Genomic DNA, 16801 nt, shown 5'->3' with positions numbered 1-16801 from the left:
GCTATAATCAAAGGAACATAGGTCCCATATTCTGGTTTAGATCATGACTGCACACACACCACTGATTTTTAAGTCCACTCGCTCAACGCACGGGCGTTCTAAGACTGAGCGAGATGCGATTCTTGCCGATCCTGGATTCGGTAAGTACTTCAGCGATCACATGGTTTCCATTGATTGGACCGTTGAAAAGGGCTGGCACGATGCACAAGTCAAGCCCTATGGACCCTTGCTGCTTGATCCTGCATCGTCTGTTCTGCATTACGCGCAGGAGATTTTCGAGGGCTTGAAAGCCTATCGCCATGCTGATGGTTCGATCTGGACCTTCCGCCCACAGGCCAACGCTGAACGTATGCAGCGTTCCGCGCATCGGCTGGCTTTGCCAGGGTTGCCGACAGACGCCTTCATTGAGTCTCTGAAACAATTGGTTTCCATGGATGCCGACTGGGTACCTTCGGCCCCCGACACCTGTATGTATCTGCGTCCATTTACCATTGCCAATGAGAGTTTTCTGGGTGTGCGCTCAGCGCACAAAGCAACCTATTTTGTGATCGCGAGTCCCGTGGGGCCTTATTTTTCAAAAGGCGTTGCTCCAGTATCGATCTGGTTATCCGAGGATTTCACCCGCGCGGCTGTGGGTGGAACAGGCGCTGCAAAATGTGGCGGCAACTATGCTGCCTCGCTATTGCCCCAGCAGGAAGCCTATAAAAACGGTTGCTCGCAGGTGCTCTTCCTTGATCCGCAAGAGGGTAAGTACCTCGAAGAGCTGGGCGGGATGAATGTATTTCTCGTCAAAAAAGATGGCACATTAATTACCCCTGAGCTGTCAGGCAGTATCCTTGAGGGTGTGACGCGCCTGAGTATTCTGCAGTTGGCCAGAGATCGTGGGCTGAAGGTTGAAGAGCGGAAAATCTCGATTGATGAATGGCGTAATGGTGTTGCCTCAGGTGATATCGTCGAAGCGTTCGCCGCGGGCACGGCAGCCGTGGTCGCGCCAATTTCGGCGCTCAAAGGTCGTGATTTTGTGGCTGGCGATGAGAACGCACCGGCCGGTAAGCTGACGATGTCACTGCGACAGGAGTTAACCGATATTCAATACGGGCGTGCCCCAGACCGTCATGGCTGGTTAAAGCGTTTAGTTTGATCGATTTGTTCAAGCATCAACCGATACTCCGGCGTAGAAAGGCACGGATATCGGTTGAGTAGGTCCATTAACAGCTTGTCCGCCCGGACCACCTGAGACGCAGGCAACCCCTCCATAATTTCACTATAGGCTTTAAAGCGACCCTCGCGGTTCCAGTCTTCGAGAGCCTGGGCGTGAATCTCAATTTTTTGTGCTTTGCGTTGAGCGCGTCGCAGACGCTGTTTGTTTGCTTCATGTACGCCATAATCGCTCTGAGTGTTGCCAGATCCCCTGAGGACCCTAATACGCGCGGCAGTTCGAATCTTCAGGTAATCGGTCTGGCTAGTCAGACCCAGAAGTTCCAGTTTTTTGATGCACTCGAGCAACACCGCAGTATCGGTCGTCGCAATTTTTGCGACTTGGTTTAAGGTCCTAGGAATGCGTTTGCCACGCTCCGAAAGTAACTGAATATAGCGCTCAGCAGTGAACTGAACTTGACCTATTGGAATTGAACGAGGTTGAGGCATAGTTAGCTAAACCCGTAATAAATGTAGTACATCTTGTTTTATTTAATATAGTACGTCAATGTTTGATTTATATAGTACATCAGGATTACAATGCCTTCTGAAAAAATAAAGAATATTTTTGTGGTTCTGTTGGGGGCATTGCCATTCTTATGGCCAGCTCTCTGGAATGGCTACCCCTTGGTGTACAGCGACACCAATGTGTTTATATACCAACCTACGCCAGGCTACTACAATTGGGACAAGCCTTTCATTTATGGCCCCTGGATGCTCTTGGTGCATGGCTGGCAGTCGTTGTGGGGCGTTGCTGCGGCTCAAGCAATCCTTGTGTCACAACTCTTGTGGCTGACCTTGGCTGTTTTTAGTCCTCCCAACAAGCTCCGATTTCTATTGCTTTGCCTGATTCTCGCTGTTTGCACGGGTGCGTCGTGGTTTGTTTCTCTCTTGATGCCAGACATTTTCTCGGCGCTGACGGTATTAAGCATTTTTGTCTTGGGTTTTAGTCCACGGCTATCGCGCTCACTCGCCGTATGGGTCTGTCTGGTAGGCGCTTTAGCTATTGCAGTGCACTTATCTCATCTGGTGATTGCGGCCGCGTGCGTGTCGGTTGTCCTCTTGCTGCGCTTTGCTCGCTTCGGCGTCGTCATGTTGCCCTTGGTGCTCGCGCTTGGTCTGTTGGTGTCCACGAGTTATTACGCGTTCAATAAACTCGCGGTCTCGCCTTTTGGCTCTGTTTTTATGTTGGCGCGCTTCGCGGCAGATGGGCATGTGAATGCAACGCTGGGTGCGAACTGTCCAAAGGCGGGTTGGCACTTGTGCGCATGGAAAGATCGCTTGCCCACTGATAGCGATGTGTTTATGTGGGATAGCAAAGGACCTGTTTGGTCGCATCCCGGTGGGCCGATCGGTTTGGCGCCAGAGGCTTCAACTCTCGTGTCGCTTGCTGCGCGCGACAATCCCCTCGGTGTAATGGCTTCAATGCTTAAAAACACAAGTCAGCAACTCGTCATGATCAAGCTGGGAGACACCTTACACGCAGACTCGCTGGATGTGACCGTTGCTAAAAGTATCGAGGCAAATTTTTCGAGCGCGGAGCTCGCGCGTTTTAAAGCGGCTAAGCAGTGGAGCAATGCATTGCAGGAGCGTGTACAGTGGTTGAATGCACTGGTCGTGATGGTCCTGGTGCTGAGCCTTGTGCTGAGTCTGTATTGCTTATGGCGCGCGCTAATGATGCGCGATACGCGCGCGATCGCATTAATTTTATTGTTGTGGGTGGGTGCGCTTGCGAATGCGTTTGCAACGGGGGCGTTATCAAAACCCCACTATCGTTATCAAACGCGTATCGCTTGGTTGTTGGTGATCCCGCCGATCATTCTGCTGCGACGTAAAGAGACCGCTTAGGTCTTTAAATACGTCGCAGCCACGTGAGTGCAATACAGGCGCGTTACTCTGACTTGATATTGCCCGCCTTAATCACAGCTGCCCATTTTGCAATTTCTTTGCCAACAAATGCCGCAAGTGCCTCGGGTGTGCTGCCCTCGACTTCGATACCAACCTTGAGCAGTTTGTCTTTCAGTTCTGGGTCGAGCAATACCGCATTGATATCGGCATTCAGCTTTTTAATAATTGCAGTTGGCGTACCTGCTGGTGCGAAGAACCCGTAGACCGCAACGGACTCAAAACCGGGGTATCCAGACTCTGCTACGGTAGGTAAGTCTGGCATGAGCGAAGAGCGCTTTGCGGTTGTAATTGCAAGGGCGCGCACCTTACCATCTTTCAGCATCGGCATGTAAGGTGGCAGTGTGTCGAGTGCCATCGTGACACGGCCAGAGATCAAGTCAGGCATTAAGAGTGATGTCCCTTTGTACGGCACATGGAGCACATCAATGCCTGCAGCGATCTTAAACATCTCGCAGGTCAGGTGGATCAAACCCCCTGTGCCAGATGAACCACAGGTGAGCTTGCCAGGGTTGGCTTTCGCGTAGGCGACCAGCTCTTTCAAGTTCTTGGCCGGAACATCATTGCCGATGACAACAATGTTGCTCAAGGAGCCTGCGCTAGAAATCGGCATCAGGTCTTTCTGGAAGTTGTAGCCAGGATCTTTGTGATAAGTCACCGAAATAGAGTGCGACCCAATCGAGCCCATCAGAATGGTGTAGCCATCCGGCGCCGCTTTAGCGACAGTGGCCGCACCAATGTTCGCACCCGCACCGGGCTTGTTTTCGATAATGACAGACTGACCAATGCGCACCGCGAGTTTCTCAGTGATGGCGCGCGTGAGTATGTCTGTGGCGCCGCCAGCGGGGAAGGGCACCACAACTTTAATGGGTTTGTTTGGGTAGCTGTCTTGTGCCTGCGCAGGGCTCATGGCTGTGCAAAGGACGGTGAGGCTTAGGCCCAGCACGCCGAATAGGCCGCGTGAATGATTCATGGAAATTCCTTCAAAGTAAACGGTTTATGTCAAAAGCAAATATCGTGCCCGGTTAAACGGTGCTGGGCGTATAACGAGTGCCTAGCTACTCCTGTTTGATATTCGCTTTTTTAATCAGCGCTCCGTACATCTTGAGTTCTTTTTGGATCAATGCTGCGAAGGCCTCGGGCGTGCTACCCACGAGATCGTTGCCACCTTTGACTTGAAGGTTTTGAATGACATCCGGATCCTTCAACGCCAGTGCAACAGCTTCTTGAAGTTTTTTGACGATCGCTGGATCAGTTTTCGCCGGTGCCAGCAAGCCAATGAATTGTGTGACGTCAAAGTCTTTGAAGCCCGCTTCTGCCATCGTTGGTATATCGGGTAAGGAGCTTGCCCGTGTCGGACCAGAAACAGCATAAGCACGGACACGCTTTTCTGCGATCAGCGGTGTTGAGGTTGACACGGTATCAAAGGTAAATGAAAGCTGGCCGCCCAAGAGGTCGACTAAAGCTGGAGCGCTACCTTTGTAGGGAATGTGATTGAACTGCGCGCCGCTCAAAAGCGCGAACATTTCGCCGGCTAGGTGACCGCCGCCACCAATGCCTGTCGAGCCATAGCTAAGTTTTCCCGGCTGAGCCTTGCCCTGGGAGACGAGATCCTGGATGCTTTTGATGGATGAGGCAGCCGGAACAATCAACACGTACTGAAAAGAGGTGAGTTGACTGATCGGTTGTAAATCTTTAATCGAGTCATAAGGCACTTTGCTGTAGAGCACTGGGTTAATCACAATTGGACCGCTGGCGGGTGCGATTAAGGTGTAGCCATCCGGTGCAGACTTTGCCACGACATCGGTGCCAATCATGCCGTTGGCGCCAGCGCGGTTCTCTACAACGACTGGCACGCCTAAGATATCGGACATTTTCCGCGAGATGACCCGAGCGGTGATGTCGGCATTACCACCAGCGGGGTAGGGCACGATGACTTTGATGGGCTTGTTAGGATAGGGTTGCGCAGCGCTAGGGCCTGCGAGACCTAGAAAAAGAGCGAGAGCAAATATTGCGGATTTCATAGGGTTTTTGTCGATTTGGTTAGTGAATCAGCCTATATTATCTGAATAATTTATTCCGATCAGGTCTGACTTCCATGAGTGATGGCGCGCGTAATGTTTTAGGCACAGAGTTAGTCCCATGTTCTTATGACCCATTGACAGGCTACTTTCGCGATGGCTGCTGCCACACAGACATGCATGACCTGGGTAGTCATGTCATCTGCGCCAAGGTGACGGATGAGTTTTTAGAGTTTTCGCGCAGCCGTGGCAATGACCTTTCCACGCCGCGACCTGAGTACCGCTTTGCGGGCTTGAAGGATGGCGATCGCTGGTGCCTTTGTGCCTTGCGCTGGAAAGAGGCGCTCGCAGCGGGTGTGGCTCCTGAAGTAGTGCTTGAGTGCACCCACGTGCGTGCTTTAGATTTTGTGACGATCGAGCAATTAACGGCCTATGCGGTCGACGCGTAGGTCCTTACTCACCACGGAATCGCTTTGCCAGCGTAATCGATAAAGTGCGCACCGCTCATTGGCTGCAGCAGGTCCATATTCGTGAGTAGGCCAGCCACGGATTCGTCTGCTGAAACGGTATGTGAGGCTGAAGCGAACGGCTTAGACAAAGGTGACGCGACGGTACCGGGCTGCAAGGCGACCAACACCGCCTGTTTATTTTTGCGCGCAAATTCAATGCCAGCGGTCTGTAGCATCATATTGAACGCTGCTTTTGATGCGCGGTAGCCGTACCACCCCCCTTTTTGATTGTCACTGATGCTGCCTACGCGCGCAGAAAGCTTTGCATAAATCGCTCGGTCTTTGCTCAGCAACGGTAAGAAATGCTTGAGCAGCAAAGAAGGGCCGATTGTGTTGACCTGAAAGCTACGCATTAGCGCTGCGCTACTCAAGGCACCGATTTGCTTCTCGGGCCCCATTCCATCGATGGTGAGTGCGCCGGTTGCATCAATGATCAGGGCGAATGGCCCGACTTCCGTTAAAGCAGTAGCGGCTAAGGCAATACTTGCCTCGTCTTCAAGACTAAACCCGGGCGTTGTGCGCCGCGACAATTCTGTCACCGACGCACACTGTGGATCACTCTTTAGGGCGCGGACAAAAGCCGATCCGATCGTGCCTGAGGCGCCGATGACTAGGGCACGATAGTTTGGTTCGAGGGAGTGCATATTGGTGTATCCGAGCTGAAAGGACCATTAACGCTGACTTAGGGCTCTATTTATTGCTTGGCTGCATACTACTTGCAGAGTCTAATGCACGTCGCCCTTGTAAAAGGGCTCGACCCTCTATAAGATCAGGGTACAAAAAAACTATTGCAAAAAAATTTGCAAAACAATCGGAGACAAACATGATCAAAAAACTAGTCGGGCTAGCAGTTTCCTGTGCCGCTGCGGTTCTGTTTGCGAACAGCGCCTCGGCGCAAGGTGTTACAAAAGATGAAATCTTAATTGGTGGATTTGGACCGATTACGGGCCCAGCGGCCTATATCGGTTTGGGTGGTCGTGATGGGCTTGCGATGGCCATTAAGGAAATTAACGCGGCTGGTGGCGTAAACGGCAGAAAATTCCGTTTGATTTTTGAAGACGATGGACACTCGCCAACACGCGCACTTGGCGCAGTGAAGAAGCTCATCGATCAAGACAAAGTTTTCATGATTTTCTGTGCGGCTGGATCAAATGCAACCGTAGGCACGATTGACTACATCAAAGCACAGCAGCGTGTGATGTATGTATCGTTTGCCTCGGCACCTGCCGTGACGTTTCCCTTTAGCAGTTACTTGTTTAGAGGTGCGACAACAGAGGTTCCTCGCTATGGCGAACTTTATTCAGAGTTCATTGCTGATGGACTCAAAGCGAAGAAAGTTGCAATTATGAATGGCCGAGAGGAATACCCTAAAAACGAGGGTAATGCGTTAGCGACAGCACTAAAAGATGTCTACAAAGTGAATGTGGCCGCTCGAGCAGAGTTCAATATAGGTGACAAGGATTTCACGCCACAGTTGCTCGCTGTGAAGAACTCTGGTGCTGAAGTTGTGGCGTTCTTTGGTAACCCAGCTGAGGCAGCGATTGCGATGCGCCAGGCTCGTGAATTAGGGCTCAAGCAAAAGTTTTTTGTAGGCGCCACCATGGTGGATAAGTCGTTTACCCTTGCAGCCAAGGAAAACGCTGAGGGCGCAACAGGGTTTTCGCTCATTCCGTTTTTGCCAGGCACTCCAAACCCCACGTTGCAAGCGTGGGAGGCCAAGTGGAAGAAAGAGTATCCAAACTTGCCAGTCGGCCGCCCGAACGTGTTTGACGTGATGGCTTACACCGATATGTACGTATTGGCTGAAGCGATGAAGAAGGCAGGACCAGAGCTAAATACCAAGAGCCTGATCGCTGGCTTGGAGCAAATTAAAGACTTTGCATCGTCACCTCTCGCCGCACCGATCACCTTTACCAACAAACATCACATCGGCAATCTGACATTGACCGTGATGGAGGTCAAAGGCGGCAATTGGCAACCTGTGGGTTGGAAGCCTAGTCGGCCCAGCGAAATCCTCAAGCGTTACGAGTAGGGACCACTTGAGGAGCACTGCGTGTCGCGCAAGCGCGAGGCGCAGTGCTAACTTTTCGATATGACTATCACGATTGCACTGCAGTTGCTTATTGCCGGCTTATCAGTTGGCAGCATATACGCGCTCGTTGCCTTAGCACTCGTCATTCCATTTAAGGCATCTAGCATTTTAAATTTTGCCCAAGGTGAGCTGGTTACTGTTGGGGCGTACGCCGCGTTGGTGTTGACAGCGTTAGCTCTGCCGTACTGGATTGTATTGCCGATCACGATATTAATAGGCTTTGTTGTCGGGCTGTTTATTGAGCGTGCAATGATCCGTCGCATCATGGCGGCGCCAGAGTTCACGTTGGTCATTGCGACCTTTGCCATCGGACTTATTATCAAGAGTGCGATACGACTGTATTGGCAAGATAATCTCTTCACCATTGATAATCCCTTGCCCTTTGCTTCCTTTCGGTTGGCTGGCGTGGTCTTCAATCCACAGTACCTTTGGGTCATTTTCTGTACAACGATGTTGGTTGTGTGCTTGGCTTGGTTCTTTAAGTTCAACCCTTTGGGTAAGGCGATGCGAGCGGTGTCCCAAAGTCAGGAGGCTGCCCGCCTGATGGGAGTCAGCGTTGAGCGCGTGTTGATGATTTCGTGGGGTATCTCCTCGGCAATCGGTGCCTTAGGTGGCATCTTGTTAGCACCTATTATCGGGATTAATCCGGAGGTTGGACATTTAGTCCTTAAAGCACTTGTCGCTGCGGTGATCGGTGGATTCACTTCGCTGCCAGGCGCCGTCGTAGGCGGCTTGTTGTTGGGTTTAATTGAGACCTATTCAGGTGCTTTTTTTGGAAGTACGGCTAAAAACATACTTCCTTTTGTGGTACTTGTTGTCTTTTTGCTCGTCAGACCCTATGGGCTTTTTGGCAGAGCACCCCTGGTGAGAATTTGATGAAGCAGAATCAACAAACCATCTGGGTGATCGTGGCGCTTTTGATTGCCGCCGGTATCGCGCCATGGGTTTTACCAACCTACTACTTGTACTTATTGAATCTGATTCTGATAAACATCATTCTTGCGCTCGGCTTGAATGTGTTGACAGGTAACTCAGGTCAGATTTCTCTGTGCCATTCCTCGTTCATGGCGATTGGCGCCTACACCTACACGCTGTTGAATAATCATTCGCAATTGCCTATGTTGCTTTGCGTGCTTGGCGCGGTGCTGTTGGCGAGTCTGGGTGGGGTTCTGGTCGGGTACCCTGCACGACGTCTTAGCGGTATTTATCTTGCGTTGGCAACGCTGGCATTTCTGAGTTTGACCCAAATTTTGATAGAAGAGTTTCCAGACCTGACGGGCGGCATCCGTGGATTGAAAATTGAACCATCAGAGTTTTTGGGATGGTCGATGGGAAATGAAACCTTACTGTTTTACATCGTCGCCATTTCCTGCGGCTTCTGTCTTTATATCACCGCCAACATGATGCGCTCAAGGATCGGAAGAGCGTTTGATGCGATACGGACGAGTCCCCACGCTGCACAGGCTCTAGGAATACAAGTCGCGCAAGTCAAGTTGGTGGCCTTTACTATCTCCGCCGCGTATGCCGGACTTGCGGGAGCTTTGTTTTCGATGGTGGTGGGCTTTATTGATCCCGTGGAGTTTGGGGTGTCTGCGTCGCTGCGCTACATCACCTTTATTGTGGTGGGTGGAATGGGTAGCATCGCCGGATCGGTCATTGGTGCCGTGGTGTTTACCGGGCTACCAGAGGCCTTGCGAGGAATCAAAGAGTACGGGGATTTGGTGTATTCAGCGATTCTATTATTGAGTTTGATCTTCATGCCGAACGGTTTGGTGGGCTTATTCCGAGCCCGTAAAAGTAAACCGAACGCCTCGACGGCAGGACATTGATTCCATGCAGACGAAGATGCTATTACAGACGCGCCATTTATCACTCCAGTTCGGCGGATTGAAGGCGGTAGATGATGTGTCGATCGATGTGCCGCAGGGACAAATTCGTGGCCTGATTGGTCCCAACGGCGCAGGAAAAACCACGCTGATTAATAGCATCAGCGGTGCCATTCAGTGCACATCAGGTGAAATAGTTTTTGATGGGGTGAACATTGAAAAAATGGCGCCACATTTAATTAGCGCCTTGGGGATGAGCCGCAGTTTTCAACATGTGCAAATTTTTGGTGATCGAAGCGTTCGCGATAATGTATTGATAGGGATGCATAGGCAGTTGAAAATCGGGTTATTGGCACAGTTGTTAGGTACACCTCACGCACGACGCCTTGAGCTTGAAGCAAAAGAGAAGGCCGATATCCTGCTACGCCGCTTTGAACTACTGGAGGATGCCGAGCGTCCAGCTAGTCTTCTGCCCTATGGAATGTTGAAGCGATTGGATCTTGCGCGCGCATTAGCTGCCAAGCCAAAATTATTGTTGCTCGATGAGCCTACTTCAGGGATGTCTGAGGAAGAAGCGCTGACTGCGATCAAAATGCTGAAGTCAATCGTACGTGAAGAAGGTATGACCCTTTTGGTGATCGAGCACAATATGCGGGTGATGATGCAGTTGGCTGACTTCATATCGGTGCTTCATCTCGGTCGCGTCATTACTCAGGGGACTCCTGAGCAAGTGACTCAAGATCCTATCGCGATTGAGGCCTATCTTGGCGAGGAAGTCGCCGATGCTTGATATTGAGAACCTACATGTTGCGTATGGGCCCGTAGAAGTTCTGCATGGAATTTCGATGCGGGTCGAGCCCGGCAGTATTGTTGGCGTCTTAGGCGCGAATGGTTCGGGAAAGACGACACTGTTTAAAGCGGTAGCCGGATTAGTGCGAGTCACACAAGGAAACGTTCGGCTGAACGGTCATGACTTAACGAATGTTTCGACACAGTCAATTGTTAAACAAGGCGTCACGCTCGTGCCTCAGGGAAGAATGCTGTTCCCAGAGATGACTGTTTATGAAAATCTGGAAATGGGCGCCTACTTGCTGCGAGATCGAACAGAATTTTCTCGTAGGTTGGAGAAGGTGCAGCAAATGTTTCCGATCTTAAAAGAGCGATCTGGGCAGATGGTTGCTCTGATGTCGGGCGGCGAACAACAGATGCTGGCCATTGGCCGCGCACTGATGGGCCAACCAGACTTAATCTTACTGGATGAGCCATCCATCGGTCTTGCACCAAAGATTTTTGATCAAATCTTATCGACGGTGGTTGAGATCAACCGCGAGCGAAAGACCACGATTGTTATTGCAGAGCAAAACGTCAGAAAGATTTTGAAGATCGTGGACTTTGCCTACGTGCTGGAAGCTGGGAAAGTAGCCATCAGCGGCTCGGCGGACTCATTATCCTCCGACGAGAGCATACGCCGAGCATATTTAGGTTTGTAGATCATTGAATTGCGTAAGGGTTGGATATGAAATTAATTGATATGCACTCCCATTGGGGGACGGAACGTGGCTATGTGTTACGGACGGCCGCTGAGCTCGCCCAGCAGAAGAAGACATGGAACTCTGAGACAAAGTATGTCACCGACGAGGAGATGGCGAATTATTTTCGCGCGAGTCAAGCTCAAGTGATCCTGGATCTAGGGTTTACAAAATTTGCACCGATTCAAGAGATCAAGCCTCTGCATGATTACTCTTTCGAGATGCAAAGAAAGTACCCAGATGCCATTCTAGGTAATTGGTTTCACATCGATCCGATGTTTCATGGCAAGCAAGAGGGTCTGGCGGAGTTGCGCAGATGTATCGACTCAAAAGCGGGTTTTATTGGTCTCGCAGTCAATGGCTCCGGCTCAGTCCCGGCAAGCGACTCGGTTTACGATGACTATTACAAGCTTTGTATCGAGGCCTCAATACCCGTTTTGATTTTTGTAGGCACGACGGGCCTCGGCGCCGGCTTGCCAGGCGGGAATGGGATTTTATTGGATAGCTGCCATCCGCGACACTTAGATATGGTTGCGGCGCGTAATCCGAAACTGCGAATCGTCGCAGCGCGTCCCGGTTGGCCGTGGCAGACTGAAACGATTGCAGTGCTGATGCACAAACGTAATATTTGGTACGAGTTGCATGGTTGGTCACCCAAGTACTTTGCTCCAGATTTAAAGCATGACATCGCAAGACGACTGCAGGATCGCATCATGTTTGGTGGCGACTATCCGCTGTATACCTTCGAACGCCTGACAACAGAGTGGAAGGCGGAGGGCTACTCAGAAGCCATTCTAGAGAAAGTCTTTCACAAGAATGCCGAGGCATTTCTGAGTGGAGTGGATCGCTGATGGAGCTCGGATTAAAAAATAAAGTCGCAATTGTGGGTGGCGGCAGTATGGGCATTGGTTATGGGATAGCAGACCGTTTGGCAGGCGAGGGGGCTAACCTTGTTATCTTTGCCCGGCGCGTCCCAAAGCTTGAGGCTGCTGCGAAAACGTTGTCTGAAAAGCATGGAGTCAAAGTCATTCCTGTGTCAGCCGATATTCGTGATCAGGATGAAAGCGGTCGGATTGTCCAGACTGCGATTGATCAGTTCGGCCGGCTAGATATACTTGTCAACAATGACGGTGCGCCACCTTTGGGCTCGATTGAGTCCTTTGATGATGTGGCATGGCAAAAAGCAGTTGAACAAAATTTGTTCAGTGTTATACGAATGGTGCGGTCAGCGCTGCCGCATTTGAAGGCAGCGGGATCGGGAAGCGTTTTGAATATTTCAGCGATCTCGGCAATTCAGCCAATCGCTGGATTCGGCCTGTCTGTTGCAACGTGGGCTGGGTTGATTGGTTATGCCAAAACACTATCGATGGAAATCGCTAAGTATGGGATAAACGTTAATACGATTTGTCCTGGCTACATTGACACCGATCGACTGCAGAAGGTTTTCGCTGCAGGGACGGAAAGTCCAGAAAGCGTGCGCGCAAAGTTAACCGCTGAAATCCCCTTGGGGCGCATTGGAAGCACCGCCGATATTGCAAACCTCGTTGCATTGCTCGTTTCGCCTGCGGGTGCTTACATTACAGGCTGTACGATTCCCGTCGACGGCGGGCTCTTACGAGCGTTGAGATAAAAATAGGATGGCATCATGACAGTCGCTCAATTTCAGACGCGCTTGACCACCGCGCTTAGAAATCGCTACATCAAAAGCGGTGCGTGGAAAGACATCACGTTCTATAGTTGTATTGAACGGCGTGCAATTGAGCATCCAGATCGAGTCGTCTTTATCGACGAAAGACGGAGTCTGACCTACAAGCAGCTTAAAGAGCAAGTCGATCGTTGCGCTGCATTTTTTAAAAGCCTCGGGATTGGCGAAGGTGATGTGGTCACCATGCAATTTCCCAACCGTGTTGAGTTCCCAATTGTCTTTTTTTCATTGGAACTGATCGGTGCGATTGCAAACAAAATTAGCCCAGATTTTCGACGTCGCGAAGTTGAATACATACTTCGCTTTTCCAATAGTAAGGCCTTTGTTTGCGCCGCTTCGTTTAAGGGGTTCGACTACGCAGCGATGATCGATGACTTAAGAGGTGACTTGCCATCGCTCAAGACCGTTGTCGTATCCGGTGAAACAGTCGTGCCGAATGTGCACTCACTAGAGGCCGGACTAGCGCAAAGCGCGCCGCTCGCACAGTCTGATCGAGTCGTCATGGATCCAGATGCCGTCATGCGAATGGCCTTTACCTCTGGCACGACGGGTGATCCGAAAGGAGTGATGCACAGCTTCAACACAACGCTGTATACGATTGAAGTCATTAACGGTGAGATGGGCGTAACTTCTGATGAAGTGATTCTTATTTGGCTGCCCGTGGGACTCAATTGGGGTTACATCAGCTTATTACAGACCGTCATCGCCGGCTGCTGTGCTGTGTTAATGGAGCGCTTCGATGCAGAGCGAGCGCTGCAACTCATTGAAAAGCATCGGATCACTTTTATCCCAACCGCACCTGCATCGCTGCTTGCCATCTTGAATGTTCCTCACTTCCAGAAGTATGACTGCAGCTCTTTGCGCGTGGTTGTTACGGGCGGTGCGTCGGCGGCAATTGAAACGATTAAAGCCTACCAGCAGAACATGAAAGGCCACTTACTTGAGCTTTATGGGATGCTCGAGACAGGATTTCATACCTTTACGCGCTTTGAAGATGATCCGCAAAAGGTCAATGGGACTATTGGACGTATTGTGGGTCAAATGGAGTTGAGGATCATCGACGAGGAAGGTAACGATGTTCCCTACGGAGCGGAAGGTGAAATAGCTGCGTACGGACCCTCTGTGCACCTAGGCTACTTTAATAATCCGACGGCAAATAGTGAGCTATTTACTGCCGATGACTGGTTTAGGACCGGAGATCTTGGAAAGTACGTGGATGACGCCGGCAACGTAATGATTGTTGGTAGACGAAAGGAAATGATTAATCGAGGCGGGAAAAAATATTTTCCTCGTGAGATCGAGGAATTTCTATATGGACACCCGTCTGTCTTACATGTGGCAATCGTTGGAGTTAACGATACACGACTGGGCGAAAAAAACTGCTTGTGTGTGGTCCTAAAGCCGGATCATTCGCTAACCCTGGATGACGTAATAAAGATGCTGAAGGGGCAGGTGGCAGATTACAAATTGCCAGAGATGCTTGAGTTTTACGATGAGTTACCATTCACACCTACGGGAAAGATCCGTCGGCATGTGCTCACGGCGGACGTTATGGCCCGCATTAAATCAAGACTTTAAGATGGTGATGACATTAGTCCGCCCGGCAATATACTGACAACGCGTAACCCGTTCGGTACATTAACCTCAAAAGAAAGCGTCCCGTCGTAAAGCGTCACTAAGTCGCGTACGATACTGAGTCCGAGTCCGCTTCCTGGCACGGTCTCATCCGCGCGCTGCCCGCGACTAGGTGGGTGCGTTGAGTCCGTCAGTGACTCAGACCCAGGCCCATCGTCTTCGACCACGATGCGCAGCCTTCCATTTGACTGCGTCGCCTGCACCACAACGCAGCGCACGGCCCATTTAAAGGCGTTGTCTAGAAGGTTGCCCACGATTTCTTGCAAATCTTGTTCTTCACCCGCGAAGTACAGTTCCTCTGCGATTGAACCGACCGTCACTTGAATCGATTTTTCAGCGTGGACCTTCTGCATAACGCGTGCGAGCTGCTCGAGCGTTACTTTGACCAAAGTGCGGCTATGCGGAACCCCTGCGTTTGCCGCGATACGCGCGCGCTTCAGTCTCCATTGCACTTGTTGCTGCAATTGTTGCAATTGCTCCTCAAGTGAGGCCACGAGAGCCGCGTCATGGCCGCTACGTGTTTTCTCAGTATGCAGGGCGTTGCTCATGACTGAGATAGGCGTCTTAATTGAATGCGCCAAATCACCTGCCTGATTACGTGCACGTTCGATGATTTTTCCGTTTGCGTCGATGACTGCATTGAAGTCCTCGATAAGCGGCTTGAGTTCGGTAGGGTAGGTGCCCGTAATGCGTGCGCCAGGGCTTTCGCGAAGTCTCTTTACAGATTTCTGTAGTTGTCTTAATGGTTGGAGTCCAAAGCCGACCTGTGCTGCGGCGGCGCCAACAAGGCTCACGAAAAGGATGCCAACAAACAGCGCGAGCGACTGCTGCCAAGTTTGGATCGCTCGTGATAACTCTTTCGTTTCAGAGCCGACGATCACTCTTAGTTGTTTGTTTGAAGCGTCGGGGAGGGTGAGGTTCTGTTCGGCGACCAAGAGGCGTTGCGCAGCTGGCCCGATGGCGGGATGAAAATGAATTTCGCCATTTTTAAACGAATCATTGGCGATATCAAGCTTTGTATCCCATAAGGAGCGGGACTTCAGCAGGGTCACGCCGCGCGTATCGTTGATTTGCCAATAGAGTCCTGATTCGGGACGTGAGAAGCGAGGATCTGACCCCGCCGCACGGATAGTCGGGTTGCCTTGTCCGTCGAGCTCAAGGGAAGCAACGATTTGGTACAGATAGGATTGCAATTGTTGTTCGAACTGTCGCGTAGCTTGATCTTTAAAGAGTCCATCTAACGCAAACGTCGTGAGCCCCAGTGCGATCGCAATCCACAGGGCTGTGCCACCAAATAGACGCAGCATGAGCGAGCCACGCCAGCCACGAAACAGGTGTTTGGGCATGGTCAGCAGTCTGCCTTGCTCATTCGGTAGCCCATGCCTCGAATAGTCTGTATCAAACCATCCGGCAGCTTTTTGCGCAGGCGACCAATCATGACCTCAATGGTGTTTGAGTCCCGATCAAAATCTTGCGCATAAATATGCTCTGTCAGATCAGTACGAGAGACGACCTCGTCGAGATGATGCATTAGGTATGACAAGATTTTGAACTCATGACTGGTCAAGACGATCACTTCATTTTCACAAGACACACGACCTGTGCGCGTATCAAGCTCAAGCTTGCCACAACGTAGCGTCGCATCCGCCACGCCGCTCGCTCGGCGGATCAGTGCGCGCACGCGCGCAAGCAACTCTTGCATATGAAACGGCTTGGTGACGTAATCATCAGCACCAGCATCAATGCCAGAGACCTTGTCGTGCCAGTCGTCTCGTGCGGTCAGAATAAGCACCGGCATCGTGCGTTGATCAGCGCGCCATTTACGTAAAACCGAGATCCCATCCATGAGCGGCAGGCCCACATCCAAGATCACGGCATCGTATGCTTGTTCCTGGCCCAGGTATAGGGCTTCACGACCATCAGAGGCGACGTCGACGGTGTAACCATTTGCGGAAAGTGCCTCGACGAGTTGGCGTTGCAAGGTCAACTCATCTTCCACGACCAATAGACGCATTGCCTAGCGCTCCTTGTCTGACAAGACTGTACCGGTTTTGGCATCTACTTTTAATTTTTGCAAACGACCGCCAGTTTTTAGGATTTTAAGCTCATAGATCCAAACCCCTTTTTTTTGTTCAAGCTCCACTTCGAGTACCTGTCCGGGGTTGGAGGACTCGAGACGCTCAAGAATGACGCGTAAGGACAAAATCTCGCCTGATTCGACGGCCTGCGTGGCGCGTTGATGATCTCCAGAGCTGGCAATTGCAGACGATAAAGTGCCAATGCCAGTAAGACAGATTACGCCGATCGCGAGAGCCATGTGCAACGTGTGTGTTTTGGCGATGTTCATGTTGGATATTCCGTGTCATTCACACCACTATTTTG

Annotated in this window: 18 protein-coding genes; 11 read left to right on the top strand and 7 right to left on the bottom strand. The window is 51.0% G+C overall.

Annotated elements, in window-relative coordinates:
• The first annotated feature begins 43 nt into the window (after window positions 1-43).
• Window positions 44-1141 carry a branched-chain amino acid aminotransferase gene (locus KZZ10_RS13055; protein WP_259661965.1) on the top strand — a complete coding sequence of 366 codons (1098 nt, stop codon included), beginning with the start codon at window positions 44-46 and terminating at the stop codon, window positions 1139-1141.
• Here the strand turns inward: KZZ10_RS13055 and KZZ10_RS13050 are convergent.
• Window positions 1114-1647, bottom strand: coding sequence for a hypothetical protein (locus KZZ10_RS13050; RefSeq protein ID WP_259661964.1), 534 nt, complete (start codon window positions 1645-1647; stop codon window positions 1114-1116). The two genes, KZZ10_RS13055 and KZZ10_RS13050, sit on opposite strands and share 28 nt — an antisense overlap.
• Before the next feature lie 90 nt (window positions 1648-1737).
• On the opposite strand from KZZ10_RS13050, the gene KZZ10_RS13045 reads away from it, so the two are divergent.
• On the top strand, window positions 1738-3045 hold the full coding sequence (locus KZZ10_RS13045; protein ID WP_259661963.1) for a hypothetical protein: 1308 nt from the start codon (window positions 1738-1740) through the stop codon (window positions 3043-3045).
• Between the two features lie 43 nt (window positions 3046-3088).
• Here KZZ10_RS13045 and KZZ10_RS13040 read toward each other — a convergent pair whose 3' ends face one another.
• Complete coding sequence (locus KZZ10_RS13040; RefSeq protein ID WP_259661962.1) at window positions 3089-4075, bottom strand: Bug family tripartite tricarboxylate transporter substrate binding protein; 987 nt, start codon at window positions 4073-4075, stop codon at window positions 3089-3091.
• A gap of 85 nt (window positions 4076-4160) precedes the next feature.
• A complete protein-coding gene (locus KZZ10_RS13035) occupies window positions 4161-5126 on the bottom strand; it encodes a Bug family tripartite tricarboxylate transporter substrate binding protein (protein WP_259661961.1) in 966 nt (321 codons plus the stop codon).
• Window positions 5127-5200: 74 nt separating this feature from the next.
• Here KZZ10_RS13035 and KZZ10_RS13030 point away from each other — a divergent pair, with 74 nt between their 5' ends.
• On the top strand, window positions 5201-5572 hold the full coding sequence (locus KZZ10_RS13030) for a DUF2237 family protein (protein ID WP_259661960.1): 372 nt from the start codon (window positions 5201-5203) through the stop codon (window positions 5570-5572).
• Window positions 5573-5580: 8 nt separating this feature from the next.
• Here KZZ10_RS13030 and KZZ10_RS13025 read toward each other — a convergent pair whose 3' ends face one another.
• Window positions 5581-6276 (bottom strand): SDR family NAD(P)-dependent oxidoreductase, encoded by a 696-nt coding sequence (locus KZZ10_RS13025; protein WP_259661959.1) that lies wholly within the window; start codon window positions 6274-6276, stop codon window positions 5581-5583.
• Window positions 6277-6455: 179 nt separating this feature from the next.
• Between KZZ10_RS13025 and KZZ10_RS13020 the strand changes: the two genes are divergently transcribed.
• From KZZ10_RS13020 to KZZ10_RS12985, 8 genes are read left to right on the top strand one after another with little or no spacing between them, the layout of a single operon-like run.
• A complete protein-coding gene (locus KZZ10_RS13020) occupies window positions 6456-7664 on the top strand; it encodes an ABC transporter substrate-binding protein (protein ID WP_259661958.1) in 1209 nt (402 codons plus the stop codon).
• Window positions 7665-7724: 60 nt separating this feature from the next.
• Window positions 7725-8600 (top strand): branched-chain amino acid ABC transporter permease, encoded by an 876-nt coding sequence (locus tag KZZ10_RS13015; protein WP_259661957.1) that lies wholly within the window; start codon window positions 7725-7727, stop codon window positions 8598-8600.
• Window positions 8600-9553, top strand: coding sequence for a branched-chain amino acid ABC transporter permease (locus KZZ10_RS13010; protein WP_259661956.1), 954 nt, complete (start codon window positions 8600-8602; stop codon window positions 9551-9553). The genes KZZ10_RS13015 and KZZ10_RS13010 overlap by 1 nt, the downstream gene beginning before the upstream one ends.
• Before the next feature lie 4 nt (window positions 9554-9557).
• A complete protein-coding gene (locus KZZ10_RS13005) occupies window positions 9558-10340 on the top strand; it encodes an ABC transporter ATP-binding protein (RefSeq protein ID WP_259661955.1) in 783 nt (260 codons plus the stop codon).
• A complete protein-coding gene (locus tag KZZ10_RS13000; protein WP_259661954.1) occupies window positions 10333-11040 on the top strand; it encodes an ABC transporter ATP-binding protein in 708 nt (235 codons plus the stop codon). The genes KZZ10_RS13005 and KZZ10_RS13000 overlap by 8 nt, the downstream gene beginning before the upstream one ends.
• 26 nt (window positions 11041-11066) lie before the next feature.
• Window positions 11067-11930 (top strand): amidohydrolase family protein, encoded by an 864-nt coding sequence (locus KZZ10_RS12995; protein ID WP_259661953.1) that lies wholly within the window; start codon window positions 11067-11069, stop codon window positions 11928-11930.
• Window positions 11930-12709 carry an SDR family oxidoreductase gene (locus KZZ10_RS12990; RefSeq protein ID WP_259661952.1) on the top strand — a complete coding sequence of 260 codons (780 nt, stop codon included), beginning with the start codon at window positions 11930-11932 and terminating at the stop codon, window positions 12707-12709. The genes KZZ10_RS12995 and KZZ10_RS12990 overlap by 1 nt, the downstream gene beginning before the upstream one ends.
• Window positions 12710-12724: 15 nt before the next feature.
• Window positions 12725-14362 carry a class I adenylate-forming enzyme family protein gene (locus KZZ10_RS12985; RefSeq protein ID WP_259661951.1) on the top strand — a complete coding sequence of 546 codons (1638 nt, stop codon included), beginning with the start codon at window positions 12725-12727 and terminating at the stop codon, window positions 14360-14362.
• On the opposite strand, the gene KZZ10_RS12980 is transcribed toward KZZ10_RS12985, so the two are convergent.
• Genes KZZ10_RS12980 through KZZ10_RS12970 form a run of 3 tightly spaced genes read right to left on the bottom strand, consistent with a single transcriptional unit; the run spans window position 14359 to window position 16766 of the window.
• The gene (locus KZZ10_RS12980; protein WP_259661950.1) at window positions 14359-15765 is read right to left on the bottom strand and encodes an ATP-binding protein; all 1407 of its coding nucleotides are present in this window, start codon (window positions 15763-15765) and stop codon (window positions 14359-14361) included. The two genes, KZZ10_RS12985 and KZZ10_RS12980, sit on opposite strands and share 4 nt — an antisense overlap.
• Before the next feature lie 2 nt (window positions 15766-15767).
• Window positions 15768-16433, bottom strand: a complete 666-nt coding sequence (locus KZZ10_RS12975) for a response regulator transcription factor (RefSeq protein ID WP_259661949.1) — start codon at window positions 16431-16433, stop codon at window positions 15768-15770.
• A 3-nt stretch (window positions 16434-16436) separates the two neighbouring features.
• Window positions 16437-16766: a PepSY domain-containing protein gene (locus KZZ10_RS12970; RefSeq protein WP_259661948.1), complete on the bottom strand. Its 330-nt coding sequence runs from the start codon at window positions 16764-16766 to the stop codon at window positions 16437-16439.
• Window positions 16767-16801 lie beyond the last annotated feature (35 nt).

Origin of the sequence: Zwartia hollandica (assembly GCF_019923725.1) — a bacterium.
Lineage (GTDB): Bacteria > Pseudomonadota > Gammaproteobacteria > Burkholderiales > Burkholderiaceae_B > Zwartia > Zwartia hollandica.
This window is presented reverse-complemented; position numbering and strand designations above follow the sequence as displayed.